Source organism: Selenihalanaerobacter shriftii, assembly GCF_900167185.1.
In the GTDB taxonomy this organism is placed as follows: Bacteria; Bacillota; Halanaerobiia; order Halobacteroidales; family Acetohalobiaceae; genus Selenihalanaerobacter; species Selenihalanaerobacter shriftii.
Window position 1 is genome coordinate 1 of sequence record NZ_FUWM01000007.1, and the last position, 13590, is coordinate 13590.

At 30.5% G+C, this 13590-nt stretch carries 14 protein-coding genes; all 14 read right to left on the bottom strand.

The features are described from left to right. Positions 1-641 (bottom strand): sulfate adenylyltransferase subunit CysD (gene cysD, locus B5D41_RS04370; RefSeq protein ID WP_078809396.1); only part of this gene is annotated, 641 nt, incomplete at its 3' end. 54 nt (positions 642-695) lie between these two features. Further along, entirely contained in the window at positions 696-1064 is a 369-nt protein-coding gene (locus B5D41_RS04375; protein WP_078809397.1) for a four helix bundle protein, read from the bottom strand. Positions 1065-1219: 155 nt separating this feature from the next. Continuing rightward, a complete protein-coding gene (locus B5D41_RS04380; RefSeq protein ID WP_078809398.1) occupies positions 1220-1879 on the bottom strand; it encodes a sugar transferase in 660 nt (219 codons plus the stop codon). Positions 1880-2094: 215 nt separating this feature from the next. Further along, on the bottom strand, positions 2095-2889 hold the full coding sequence (locus B5D41_RS04385) for a tyrosine-protein phosphatase (RefSeq protein ID WP_078809399.1): 795 nt from the start codon (positions 2887-2889) through the stop codon (positions 2095-2097). A 25-nt stretch (positions 2890-2914) separates the two neighbouring features. Then, positions 2915-3619 carry a CpsD/CapB family tyrosine-protein kinase gene (locus tag B5D41_RS04390; RefSeq protein WP_234983890.1) on the bottom strand — a complete coding sequence of 235 codons (705 nt, stop codon included), beginning with the start codon at positions 3617-3619 and terminating at the stop codon, positions 2915-2917. Further along, a complete protein-coding gene (locus tag B5D41_RS04395) occupies positions 3612-5093 on the bottom strand; it encodes a GumC family protein (RefSeq protein ID WP_078809401.1) in 1482 nt (493 codons plus the stop codon). The genes B5D41_RS04390 and B5D41_RS04395 overlap by 8 nt, the downstream gene beginning before the upstream one ends. A gap of 18 nt (positions 5094-5111) precedes the next feature. After that, a complete protein-coding gene (locus B5D41_RS04400) occupies positions 5112-5969 on the bottom strand; it encodes a polysaccharide biosynthesis/export family protein (RefSeq protein ID WP_159442883.1) in 858 nt (285 codons plus the stop codon). Between the two features lie 144 nt (positions 5970-6113). Continuing rightward, a complete protein-coding gene (locus B5D41_RS04405; protein ID WP_078809403.1) occupies positions 6114-6314 on the bottom strand; it encodes a hypothetical protein in 201 nt (66 codons plus the stop codon). Positions 6315-6488: 174 nt separating this feature from the next. Then, the gene (locus B5D41_RS04410; RefSeq protein ID WP_078809404.1) at positions 6489-7685 is read right to left on the bottom strand and encodes a hypothetical protein; all 1197 of its coding nucleotides are present in this window, start codon (positions 7683-7685) and stop codon (positions 6489-6491) included. 52 nt (positions 7686-7737) lie between these two features. After that, entirely contained in the window at positions 7738-8865 is a 1128-nt protein-coding gene (locus tag B5D41_RS04415) for a glycosyltransferase family 4 protein (protein ID WP_078809405.1), read from the bottom strand. Between the two features lie 261 nt (positions 8866-9126). Next, positions 9127-9918: an ATP-binding protein gene (locus B5D41_RS04420; protein WP_200806417.1), complete on the bottom strand. Its 792-nt coding sequence runs from the start codon at positions 9916-9918 to the stop codon at positions 9127-9129. A 559-nt stretch (positions 9919-10477) separates the two neighbouring features. Beyond that, positions 10478-11425: an NAD-dependent epimerase/dehydratase family protein gene (locus tag B5D41_RS04425; RefSeq protein WP_078809407.1), complete on the bottom strand. Its 948-nt coding sequence runs from the start codon at positions 11423-11425 to the stop codon at positions 10478-10480. Positions 11426-11452: 27 nt separating this feature from the next. Beyond that, on the bottom strand, positions 11453-12334 hold the full coding sequence (locus B5D41_RS04430) for a lipopolysaccharide kinase InaA family protein (RefSeq protein WP_078809408.1): 882 nt from the start codon (positions 12332-12334) through the stop codon (positions 11453-11455). Positions 12335-12406: 72 nt separating this feature from the next. Further along, complete coding sequence (locus B5D41_RS04435) at positions 12407-13573, bottom strand: O-antigen ligase family protein (RefSeq protein WP_078809409.1); 1167 nt, start codon at positions 13571-13573, stop codon at positions 12407-12409. Between the last annotated feature and the right edge of the window lie 17 nt (positions 13574-13590).

Consider the following 13590-nt stretch of genomic DNA (forward strand, 5'->3'; position numbering starts at 1 on the left):
ATATACTCCCAAATATTTAACTCCGTCCAGTCTAATAACGGATGAATTCTAACATGAGTACCTGGCGCAAAATCAGTCTTGTACTGATCCCAAAACTCCGGTGGCTGATCACCAATATCCCAATCATTATTCCTATCTCGTGGAGAGAAATACCTCTCTTTCGAACGAGTACCTTCTTCGTCAGCTCTTACTCCAACGATTACACCAGTATATGGCTCAGTATTCTTGTCTATCTCATACTCTCCTGTATTATGGTTCATTCTATATCTAGGCCAATTACCATTTAGAGTATTCTTCAATCCTGCTGTCTTCAACTTTTGACAACATTCTATTCTAGTCGTATTCCCATCAGGAAAAGTCTGCTTTTCTTTTAAAGCCGTAGTATTTTGACCATAAATCATATCTAACTTCCATTCCCTAGCCAATCTATCCCGATGCTCAATCATCTCCGGAATTTTATAATCAGTATCTATATGTACCAATGGAATCGGCACATGCCCAAAAAATGCTTTTCTTGCTAACCATAACATAACTGTACTATCTTTACCAATCGACCATAACATACTTAAATTTCCAAACTCACTATAAGCCTCTCTTAAAATATGAATTGCTCTATTCTCTAACTTATCTAAATGATCCATAAATTAATTCCCCCTGTAGTCAGTTGACAGTTTACAATTGACAATTTACAGTTATTATTTACTATCAACCGAATTTCTCGTTGTTTTTATTATAGAATTTAAAATTTCAATTATTTCCTTTACGTCAGTTAATAAAGATTTAGCTATTCTTTCTTCTAAAATTTCAGTTGCATTCAATAATTCAAGCCAATACTCAGTTTCCGCAGCTTCTTTTAACGCAATTGATAACTTAGCAACAAAATCTTTTCTCGACTGTCCTTCCAATCCTTCTCGAATATTCGCTCCAATACTAGTCCCAGAACGCAACACTTGTTTACCAAGTGTATACTCTCGTTTTTCATCTGACAAATACTTATGCAAATTGACAATTCTAACCGAAAAATCAAATGCTTTCTTATAAACAATACTCTTCTCAGTTCTCACTGCTCTCACCTAGCTAACATATAAATATTTTTAACTATCATCTGTCTCGCCCAGCTTAAAGTTCAAAGCTGGTCGCAAGCCTATGGTAAACTCTACTTTTAATTCGGAATCTCTTTTCTGGGCTTCACTGTCAACTGTCATCTGTAAACTGTCAACTATCTAGCTCCATCACCAAAGATCACAACTAAAACAGTCTTAACTAATACCTTAATATCTAATAATAAATTCTGTTTTTCTATGTAAAGTAAATCTAACCTTGCTTTTTGATGAGGGCTTAAGTTATATCCTCCAGTAACCTGAGCTAATCCAGTAACTCCCGGCTTAACTAATAGTCTATCCTCAAAATGAGGATACTCTTTAGTAAACTCTTTTATAAAAACTGGTCTTTCGGGTCGAGGACCTACTAAAGACATTTCACCTCTTAATATATTAACAAACTGAGGTAACTCATCTATTCTAGTCTTACGAATAAACTTCCCTACTTTAGTTATTCTTGAATCATTCTGACGAGCCCAAATAGGCCCTGTTTCTTTTTCTGCATTTTTCATCATAGATCTAAACTTATAAATTGTAAATCCCTTGCCATTCAGCCCCATCCTATTCTGTTTAAATATAATTGGACCAGGACTTTCTAATTTAATCACAATAGCTGTAATAAGCATAATTGGCAATGTTAATATTAAACCAAATATCGAACCTACTATATCTATTAATCTTTTATTGGCTAAATAAAGACGATAATTTATCTCTTGTTGTTTAATTGCTCTTTCTTGACTAACTTTAGATCTATTAATTTCCGATTCTAGTCTTGCCATACCTCAACCCCCTATAAACAAACACCAATAATCATTATAGCATACCAATATATACCAAGTCAAACATGTAACTATCAATTAGTATAATTATTAATCTATCATTTTAACGTGATATACATCACTTTATATATTTAATTCCACAATATGATTAGAAATCCTGCTTATAATTTCAATATAATGTCGAAAATGTACTGAATTTATATTAATTTATTATTTCAGTTAAAAACTATCTTTAATCCCTTCCCAAATATCCTTTTGACTAAATTATTTGATTCTTTATAAACTAATGGTTTAACCAACTTTATATCTTTATCATTAATAATTAACTCAGAATTATCTAAATATAAATTAGCTTTAGTTCCAATCAATTCAATTAACTTTTTAAATCCCTCTTCTAAGCACTCTCCCCGTCTTCCATTAGAATGCAAATCAGAACCTATAACTTGAACTAAATTATGCTTAACTAAAATTTCCGCTGTTTGCTGTACCCTAGAACCAAATATACCTAATAGGCTTCCTGCATTAAGCTGGGCATAAGCTCCGTCTTTTATCCATTTATAAAGAAGATTAGGATTCTTAATAATATAATCATATCGCTCTGGATGACTAATTATTGGAGTATATCCCATCACCTTTAAATCATAAAATACCCCATTTACATAACTAGGGGCCTTAGCCATAGGAAGTTCTACTAATAAATAACGACTATTATTTATAGTACTTACTTCTTTCTCTTTTAATCTCTTTCCTAAATCCGTTGTTAAATAAACTTCAGCTCCTGGCAAAATTTTAATATTAATTCCTGCTTGATTAAATACTTTCTGTAACTTGTTCACTTGTTGATTAGTCTCCTTTGGAGTCAAGTGATGGTCTTTATCCAGATAATGAGGGGTAGCTACTATTTTCTTTACTCCCTGTCTCTTAGCTTCTTTAGCTACTTCCAATGCTTCTTCTACACTCTTTACTCCATCATCTATGCCAGGTAAAATATGCGTATGTAAATCAATCATTAATATTCACCCTATCCTATACATTCTAATAATATTGATAATAACCACTATAATATCCACTTGATTCTTGTACTGGATATTTAGTTAAAATAGTGCCAATAATATTGGCCTGTACTTGCTCTAACATTTCTTTAGATTTAACTACTGCATCTCCATTAGTTTCATGAGAAGCCACTACTAATATAACTCCATCTACTTTATCTGTTAAGATTCGCGAATCACTTACTGCAATTACTGGTGGACAATCTATCACTACAACATCTGCTATCCCTTTAGCTTCTTTAATTACTTCTTCCATTTTATTTGATCCTAATAGTTCCGCTGGATTAGGAGGTATCATTCCACTACTGATTATATTTAATCCACTAATACTTGTTTCTTGTAAACCGTCATTTAAATCTATTTCATTCGTTAGGATATTACTTAATCCCGAATAATTAGCAACCTCAAATAAACGATGTTGCATAGGCCTGCGTAAATCAGTATCAATAATAATTACATCTTGCCCATCTTGTACCATGGAAATAGCTAAATTAGCAACAGTTATTGACTTTCCTTCACCTGGTATACTACTAGTTATCGCTATGGTCTGTAACCGATTATCTGGACTTAAGAAACGAAGATTAGTTCTTAATGTTCTATAAGATTCTGCTAATGGTGATTTAGGATTATATTCAGTCATTAACTCATAATTACGACTCTGGCATTCTTGCTTAACTTCATTACTCATCTCCATCTCCCCTTCCATAACCTTGGGAATGATCTACTTCATCAAACTTTGGAATTACCCCTAATACTGGTAGACCTGTTAATCTCTCTATATCCTTCTCTTCCTTCACTGTTCTATCTAAATATTCTATTAAGAAAATAATGCCTAATCCAACAAATATAACTAACATTGCAGCAATAACTATATTAAGTTTAGTATTAGGTTTAATTGGTTCTTCATTTACTATCGCTGAGTCTACTACTATAATATCTGAAGTCTTCATTACTTCTTGAATCTGAATTTCTTCTTTCTTCTCCATTAACATTGTATAAATACTTTCAGTAACTTTACTCTCTCTTTGTAATCGAGCTAAAGTTAATTCTTTTTTAGGTAAAGTACTTAACTCCTCTTCAATATCTTTTATTTGTTGTACATATAGCTTAACTTGTACTTGAGTAGCTATAATCTTAGTCTGTAATGTAATGATCCTCTTCTTTAATGACTGATAGATAGGATTGACCACTTCTGTCTTAGAACTGACTATCTCTTTTACTACCTTTGCTAAACGTCCTTTAACCTCTTTAATCTTATTCTTTATTTGTATTACTTGTGGATTATGCTCAGTATACAATTCATTTAACCCACTTAATTTTATCTCTAATTGGAATAATTCTTTTTGATATGCTTGAATTAAAGGATTCTTTGAAATCATTCTAGTTGAAATCATAGACCTATCTTGTTCTTTAAGATTACTCTTCACTTCATCTAAACTAGCTTGACCTTGCTTTAATTCTACTTCTGCTTTAGCTTTAGCCATTTCTAGTTCAGTTAATTTATCCAACGCTGCTTTACCCTGTTCTTCTGGTAAAACTACACCTTCCTTATTCTTATACTCTAGTAAGTCATTTTCTAACTTAGCCAACTTAGCCTTAACATTACTTAATTGCTCTGAAATAAACTTTCCTGCTCCATGCAAATCAGATCTATTCATTTGCTGATTCTGTTCTTTAAACTCTTTAACTAAAGTATTAGCTATTCTTTTAGCCATTATTGGATCAGGATAAGTGACATTAATAGTAATTAATTGACTTCCCTCTCTACTACTAACACTAATCTTTTGCCGTAAAGCTTTTGCTTTTATTAAATCTCTAGTCTCTTTATTTCTTAAATCGAGTTTCTTAATTACTTGATTTATAATCGTCCTACTCTTTAAAATCTGAGTATATGTAGCAATTTTATCATTACTATTTGAAAATGGAATCATTTGATCTTTAAATAGACTTTCCATGCCATTATCTTCTTTAACCATTACTAGTGTAGATGTCTCATATATCTTAGTCATTAATCCACTAATAATATAACTACTAATTAAAGCTACTAATAGTAATCCTATAATTATTTTTTTACGCTTCCAAATAATATCAGCATACTCACGCAAATCTATCTCTACCATCTCTTCTTCAAATCTTGTTGTATTACGACTTAAATTATCCATCTTCTACCTCCCTACCAACTAAAATAGTGCCTTTATTGTCCGTAATCCGCCTGCGATAAAGAATATCTTCTCCCAACTATATTTAGCTTCTGGAATATAGATTGTATCCCCATCATGCAAAGTAATATTTTGACTTGAATTATAAGAAGATATCTGGCTTAAATCTATCTTTTTAATCCTACCATCTGAAGTATAATCTACTTCTTGAGCAGCAACATCAGTTAAGCCGCCCGCTTGCGCAATTAAGTTGCTTAAACGATAGTCATCTTCTAATTTATAAGTACCCTCTTGTCTTACCTCACCTAAGACTGTAACTTCAATAATAGACTTTGGAATATGTAATATATCTCCATCTTGCAATAAATAGTTTTGGTTCTGCTTTTCACCGTTTAGTAGAAATTCTAAATCTATTACCTTAGATTCATTTTCTCGACTTAACTTCACTTCATTTAAATCAGCCATTTGGGTAGTTCCACCTGCTAAAGAAATAGCATCAAGAACTCTATCTCCCCTCTTTATTACATAACTAGTCGGTTGATTAACTTCTCCTAATACCATTACCCGTAATTTCTTATATTCTTTTAAAGTAATGTTAACATATGAGTCCTTAATCTTTACATATTTCTTTAATCTTCTAGCCATTACTTTATTTAATTGATTAATACTTAAACCTTCTGCTTGAATCTCTCCAATTAACGGAAAACTTATCATCCCATCAGGTCTAATAAATACTTCTTGCTGTAAGTTAGGATAACCCCAAACCGAAATATAGAGTTGATCATCAACATTTAACCTATAATTATCAGCTAAAACTACTGGGCAGATTGCAAACCAAAATATCAATATAACGCTGAATACTATCATACCTTGCCTCATTAAAACCACCTCCATCTTTTATAAAATTATACAGAACAAAATCCCTTGACTTAATGGATAGATCATAAATAAGGCATCTCCATAAAATCAAAGGAAGCTTAATTATAGAAAATCAGCCCATTGAAACACCTATATCATTAACAATTATAAATTTCTAGATTTTATTCTTCCTGTCGGTTTAGCTAATAGAGCAAATAATAAGCAAATTATTGTACCTAAAAAAGGTAATACTTTTGTTTCTAAAGAATCATTAGTTAAGGAAAATATAATACCTACTGTTAAAAATATAGTAGCAAGAATCATAAAGAATATACATATATTAATCAAAGCCTTTCTGGCAACCATATCTTAACCTCCTCTCATATTAATTTAATTATAATTCCATATATTTACATTAACTGTATATAACTGTATTAGATATAAGTCTCATATAACCTTCTTTTAATTCAAATTATTAAATATTTTTAAACTAAAATTTAATAATTCCCAGATATTTATCTGGGAATTAAAATCAATACCTTATTTACTTAATTTATAAAATTGGTAAGTAATTAACCGTGTTAATTGAGCAGGCCCTTGACGGTCATCCTCCCATTCCTCTAAATCATTCCAACCACTTATAGATGCATTAGGACTTACTAAAGCTTCTAACTTTAAATACCAAGGTTTCTTTTTCATTACTATAACTGTATCGTCAGCATTTGTATCTCCCCAATGAGAAATTCTATGTTCATAAAAATTTCTAGCCTGTCCGTTTTGCCAATAAGTCATAACTCGTTCTGCTTTTACTTCACCTACTAAAGTTGCACCTTGAGGTACCTCTTCTTTCAGATCACCTATCTTGCCTTTAAGTAAAGGAAGATGAGCAACAAGACCTTCTGGACTACGGGTATAATCAAAACGTACTTTACCTAAGAATTCAGTGATTTTAGAAAAAGCAAACTTGACCATTATCCCTGTATAAGTAGGATTATCCTCTAAATCTTCATATAAGACTCCAGCTTTATAACCTTGCCAATTACCTCCTAAGTAAATACTATGTCCTAAGCCACTTCTTCCTAACGGATAAGGCCTTTGTTGCAGCTCTCCACCTCTTATTTCTAAATCTAACTTACCTAACTTATCACGATAGAAGAGATAATTCTCTATCTGATTACTACCATCTCTATCACCAAAGTCCCAATTGATTCCAGTAAAGTGATAACCTAAGCCATACTTGCTTTCATATTCTAAAGTAATCATCTCACCTTTATAACCAGTCTCTGCATCATCAAAACGCAAATCCTCTGTCCCAGGTACTTGGTCAAAGGTTGAAATCAAATCTGGATAAGGGAATCTTAAGTAACGCATATTACCTACTTTTAAACTAGCACTCAATTTCCCTAAGTCTCCATAATGAAAACCATAACCTTCTAAGTATAGTTCATCAAACTTTGGATCAAATTCATCTACACCTTTAAAATCATCATTAGAACGTAATACCATATTAGTTCGCAAACCAGGTGCTAAATCTATATTCGCTCTTAACTGTAAGTTTCTTAAATCAAAATGATCATTCCAAAAATGAGCACCTACACTAGCTTCCCATTCTCCATTATAACGTCCTACATATGGAAACCACCAACCATCATCTTGCTGTGATGACGCGAAGGCTACCAGACTTGATGATAAAAGCAATATTACCAAAATAATAACCACTATTAACTTCTTTGACATTTAATCTCCTCCCAGCCATTTTAAATAAATAATTATTACTTAATCATTATATTTAAAGATGACCGGTAGAACTACCTGTTAATTTATGGTATAAATTTATAGTTTCTTCTAACATTCTTCCAACACTAAACCTTCTCTCTACCTCTCTTCTTCCTATTTTACTTAATTTATCTCTCTTGCTTTCATTATCAATTAACTCAATAATAGATTCACACAATTCATTCACCTCATCCATAGCAAATAATATACCTGTCTCTTCATCTTTAATTACCTCTTTTAGTCCTCCTACTCCACTTGCAATCACCGGCACCTCCATTGCCATACCTTCTACAGCTATAATACCAAACGACTCTTCCTTAGAAGGTATTACCAGCAAATCTAAATCAGCCAATATTTTTGATATATTTTCTCTAAAGCCTAATAAGACTACTCTATCTTCTACTTTAAATTCTCGGATTAACCTATGTAACTTCTGCTCATAACTCTTCTTAGGACTGCTATCCTTCCCTACAATCACATACTTAATCTCTGGATTACTTTCCTTAAGTATAGCTGCAGCTTTAATTAATAACTCTTGATTCTTCTTAATCCCTAATCTACCAACAGTTCCTATTAGAAATTCATCTTCTTTAATTTCTAACTCCTGTTTTAACCCCGACTCAATCTCTAGATTAAACTCATCTATATCAACTCCATTATAAATCACCTGTATCTCACTTTCATCAAATTCATTCTTATTTACTAATATCTCTTTAACCGCTTGAGAGACTGCAATAAACCCATCTATACTCTTATACAACCATTTATGAACAAAATTCTGACCCAATGATGATAAAATATGCCGTGTAATTACTACCTTCCCTTGCCTTACCAACTTATGTGCTAAAATACCTAACCAATATCCTCTTCCCATATGTAAATGAATAATATCTATATCTTTATTCTTTATTATAGCAGCTATCTTTATAATCGACTCAATATCAGCCGCTCCTCTTAATGGTAGTTCCTTTACCTCAATTGATAAATCACTTAATCTATCAACCAATTCACTCCCTTTCCGACCTATTACAGTTACATTATGCCCCCTCTTTGCTAAGCCGTGACATAACTGATAAAGATGCACCTCACCACCACCCCACACCTTAGCAGAATTAATCTGTAGTATATTTAAATTTCGCATTCTATCCCCTCGTTTTATTGGAGTTATCAGTATTTAGTGTTAGTGTCAGTGTCAGTCACAAGTAACAGAGACTTTAAGACTTTAAATGTTTTAACTGTCAACTGTAAATTATCAACTGTCAACTACAATTAGTCTGTGTCTAATTTATATTTCTTATCATTTTAAGTTCACCCCATGATATAAAAAAGCCTCCAGAATAATCTGAAGGCTAAGAATATATTATTAACTTATCAAACTATATAATTTCTATATCCTCATATATTATAAATACAAAGTAACCTTAAATTCTTCTCCTATTTCTTCAAAAAGAACCTTTTTGTCTCGCTTCTTTACCTCCTGATAAACCATAGGTAGGCCCCGTCCTAATTTATCAATATACCTCAGATTTTCCATAAACTTAACAATTACAGGATTAACCGCATATGAAACTCCAGCTTTCAGTTTTTCTATCGTTACAGTATTAGGTAGTCTACCTGGATTTATAAACTCAATTCTATCATCAAAAAATAATATTCTTATCCTAGATCCAAAGATCGAATAATCTCTATGTACACAAGCATTTACAATTAGTTCTCTAAATACCTTATCTGGATAAGTTTCATTTTTATCCACTCGTTTGGTCTCAACTATATCAGATGGATTTATTATATTATTTTTTATTAAAGAAAATGCAGTATCTATCTGAATATCTAAAGTTCCATCTATCACCTTTTTATCAATTAACTCTGATCCCATTTCTTTTCCTTTAAATCTAGCAAAAGAAATTGAAGCATTCAATAGATATCTCTGTGGATTTATACCAAAAATAAGCAAGCCACCAACTGTTGCTTTATTTTCCCCAGTTAATATATCAGTATTTTGTAATAATCTTACTTTGTCCTCTTCACTTTCATTTATGAAATCAATATCATACCTAGAGAAATATTCATCTACTTTAGTTAAATTAATATCCTTTAATGAAGTACCATCTACTCCTGTAAGATCAAAGTGAAAGAAAAAGCTCGAAAAACTAACTCCTTTATTCAAAACTTCTTTTAGATCCCTTTTTATCATACTTAACACCTCTACTTTCATCTTAACTTTACAAATATAAAAAACATCAACAGAATAGCTATAATATTATTATACCATATCTAGTCCCCAAACAAACCCTAATCTATTACTTCTTCATTGCTATATATTCTTTTCCACAGTACAATTCAAAATCCTGCTTATAATTCCAATGATTTTAAATCTTATTCCCTACTTTTGACTACCCTTTGCAGATTTTAACTGTTATCTGCAATCTATCATCTATTATATATCTTTAGTCTGTATCTAAAAACAAAGCATAATTCCCTAATATAATTACAAAAAGCCTCCAAAATAATCTGGAGACTAAAAATATAACTATATAATTTACTCTACATTTACAGCGTTATTAAATGATCTTTTTACCTTCTTCCACAACAAACTGCATAATTAATTAATATTCAAGCCTCTAGAATTGAACAGCCTGGAGTGAAACTGATTATGATTAAGACTATTTCATGTCTGACCTTAAGGGAGTTTGAAATAGTCCATAATCAGTTTTATGGAAGGCGTCGTGAAATTCGCAGCTGATATTAATTAATTATGCATCATATATCCCCTTTAACCACTCCACTTCTCGCTCTAACCCTTCCTTTAAACCTACTTTCGGCTTATATCCTAACATTTTTCTAATCTTAGTTTCGTCCGCCTCAGTATGTTTTACATCACCTTTGGCAACGGCTTGATATTCTTTTTCTACTCTCTTACCAATAATCTCTTCTATAGTCTCTATGGTTTTATTTAAAGTAACTCGTTCTCCAGCACCACCAACATTAAATATTTCACCTTTAACGTCACTTTCTGCTGCTAAGATATTAGCTTGTACAACATCTCCTACATAGGTAAAGTTTCTTGACTGCTTCCCATCACCAAAAATAGTTATCTTACCATCAGTTAAAATAGCTTTAATAAAGATATGAAAAGCCATATCTGGGCGTTGTCTTTCTCCAAATACAGTAAAGTATCGTAATGAAACTGTCGATACACCAAAGTTCTTCCAATATAAATAACATAAATTCTCCGCAGCTAATTTAGAGACCCCATATGGAGAAACTGGCTGTAATCTATTCGTTTCTTTCATAGGTAACTGATCAGTATCACCATAAACAGAAGAGGAGGAAGCATATACTATCTTCTTAATATCTGTTTCCTTAGCTGCTTCTAACAATTGCTGTGTTGCTCTAATATTATTATTAGTATAAATATCAAACGTCTGTCCCCAACTTGCTCTAACTCCTGCTTGAGCAGCCTGGTGATACACATAATCTACTCCATTCAATAATTCTACCAAGTCTAAATCAAGTAAGTTAGCCTCAATAAATTCAAAATTATCATTATCTATAATATCTTTCAAATTTTTTTCTTTTAATTCTCGAGCATAATAATCAGTGAAACAATCAACACCAATTACTTCTTTTCCTCTAGCTAATAATTCTTCAGCTAAATTTGAACCGATAAAACCTGCAACTCCTGTTATTAAATGTTTCATGTTTACCATTCCTTTTAATTCAATATTTTATTTATACTTATTATATATACCTATTAAACTTTCATCAGATAAAATCATATCCTTTTTATCTCTTTTAATTATTTTATTTATAACTAATTTTTCAATCTTGTTAACTAATTTCTCAAAACCGAAATTCCTATTATAATTTCTGTAAAACTCTTTTAAAAATAAAATTAGTTCTCTACCTTTAAATAAACTTATATCATATTTAAATGAAAAAATATAAATTTTAGCAATAAACCTAGCTAAAGTATGCATTACAACTATTTTAGGTAAAAATGGCATCGAATAGATATCATCTAAGTCTATTAAAGTCCATTTAACTTTTTCTTTATTGATATTAATAAAGAAATTATCTAAAGCAGGGTCTTGATGTGAGAAATTATTATTAATTAATTTAGCCCATAGCCTACCTAAAGATTGTATTATTCTTTCATTATTATTCAAATTACCAAATCTTATATATTCATTTAACCCTATACCATCTGCTTTTTCAGTAATAAATATACTATCATGACTCACTAAATTACGTTTTGTTAAAGCAAAAAGAGGTTTCGCAGTTGAAATATTAGCTTGTAATAATTTATTTACATTTTTTAAATTTCTAACTCCCTCTGGCCCTCTTAAAAAAATTTGTATTTTTTTACTTATTCTTGTATGAGAATTTTTTTTCAAGTAATAATTTTGATTATTATAGCTTAATCTAAAGACTTTAATTCCTCGCCTTTTACTTTCCTTAACTAACTTAATCTCATCTTTAAATTCACTACTATTATTTAACCAAAAATAATCAATTAATTTCTCACAAAGCTCTCTTTTAATTTCTCCTGTATAATGAACTTTAATTTTAGAATTAAATTTTTCATTATGTAAATTCAATGTTATCATCTAACCTTTCACTTTATTAAACTGAAAATCTTAAGAGTTAATAAACACCAACATATTTTATTAACTTTAACTTCAAAAGTTATTAATTACTATTTTTTCTTTCACACACATTAGGCTTATAAAAACTATAAATATTAACGCTACTTCTGGTGCATGATAATTAGTGTCAACTAAATTGTAAAAAATTTGCCCATTAATAATTCCTATTACAGCAACAATAAGAAAATTTTGTTTTTTATTAAATAAAACCCAACTCTTTTTTAATATAATATATAACAAAAATAATAAATTGACTACACCCAACATTCCCATTTCCACAGCTACATTAATAAATAAATTATGCAAATGAACATGTTCATAATTAACTTGAGGTAGATTATATTTATCATAAATTAATTCAATATTATTAAATCCAATTCCTAACAGCGGTTGTTCTTTAAAAATCTTCAATCCTGCTTTATACATTAACCACCTTTGTTGAACATTATTACTCTGAAAATCACTTAACTTTTCTAATCTTGCTTTATAATTCTGAGGTAAAAAGAAACCTAATAGTAAAGCACCTACTATAAATAAAATTAGTACTCTTTTGTCTTTTAATAAAGAAATTATAAATGTTCCAATAAAAGTTGCAATCAAAGCTCCTCTAGAAACTGAAGCTACTAAACCTAAAAACCCAAACCCTATCCCTATCAAACCTAAAAACAGCATCTTTTTATTTTCTTTAAATAAAAATAGTGCAAAATTAAATATAATAAACATCATCATAGTTGCACCTAAGCGATTAGGATTATGAGTAAATCCAGAAGCTCTAGCAACATCATTTATGAAATGACTATATCCTGCATAACTAGCTGCAATAATACTTGCTACCCAATAAGTAGATAATACTTTCTTTACTTCCTCATTATCCTTTATAAGATTTACTATTAAGTAATATATCAATAAATAAGATAAAATAGAACTTATAAATTCATCTATAACTAAATAACTCTCATAAGCAGTAAGTGATGATAATAAAATTATAAAAGTGAAACTCAAAACAGCTTTATTTAATTTTCCATTATATAAATTATAATTCCGTTTTAAAATCATTCGAAATAAAAAAACAAAAAATAATATCCCCGCCATAGTATTCATTCCACCAATAGAAACTGGTATCATAAAAACCCAGACATACAAACCTACTTTAAGAAATCGGTCTAATTTATTTGCTATATCTTCTTTATTAAATTTCATTGTATTCCCTTTCTAAA

What these genes read in the sequence shown, in the direction of transcription:
- B5D41_RS04380 (WP_078809398.1), bottom strand. Translation starts at nt 1,879, where the DNA reads ATGGCAAGACTAGAATCGGAAATTAATAGATCTAAAGTTAGTCAAGAA.
- B5D41_RS04385 (WP_078809399.1), bottom strand. Translation starts at nt 2,889, where the DNA reads ATGATTGATTTACATACGCATATTTTACCTGGCATAGATGATGGAGTA.
- B5D41_RS04390 (WP_234983890.1), bottom strand. Translation starts at nt 3,619, where the DNA reads ATGAGTAATGAAGTTAAGCAAGAATGCCAGAGTCGTAATTATGAGTTA.
- B5D41_RS04395 (WP_078809401.1), bottom strand. Translation starts at nt 5,093, where the DNA reads ATGGATAATTTAAGTCGTAATACAACAAGATTTGAAGAAGAGATGGTA.
- B5D41_RS04400 (WP_159442883.1), bottom strand. Translation starts at nt 5,969, where the DNA reads ATGAGGCAAGGTATGATAGTATTCAGCGTTATATTGATATTTTGGTTT.
- B5D41_RS04405 (WP_078809403.1), bottom strand. Translation starts at nt 6,314, where the DNA reads ATGGTTGCCAGAAAGGCTTTGATTAATATATGTATATTCTTTATGATT.
- B5D41_RS04410 (WP_078809404.1), bottom strand. Translation starts at nt 7,685, where the DNA reads ATGTCAAAGAAGTTAATAGTGGTTATTATTTTGGTAATATTGCTTTTA.
- B5D41_RS04415 (WP_078809405.1), bottom strand. Translation starts at nt 8,865, where the DNA reads ATGCGAAATTTAAATATACTACAGATTAATTCTGCTAAGGTGTGGGGT.
- B5D41_RS04420 (WP_200806417.1), bottom strand. Translation starts at nt 9,918, where the DNA reads ATGATAAAAAGGGATCTAAAAGAAGTTTTGAATAAAGGAGTTAGTTTT.
- B5D41_RS04425 (WP_078809407.1), bottom strand. Translation starts at nt 11,425, where the DNA reads ATGAAACATTTAATAACAGGAGTTGCAGGTTTTATCGGTTCAAATTTA.
- B5D41_RS04430 (WP_078809408.1), bottom strand. Translation starts at nt 12,334, where the DNA reads ATGATAACATTGAATTTACATAATGAAAAATTTAATTCTAAAATTAAA.
- B5D41_RS04435 (WP_078809409.1), bottom strand. Translation starts at nt 13,573, where the DNA reads ATGAAATTTAATAAAGAAGATATAGCAAATAAATTAGACCGATTTCTT.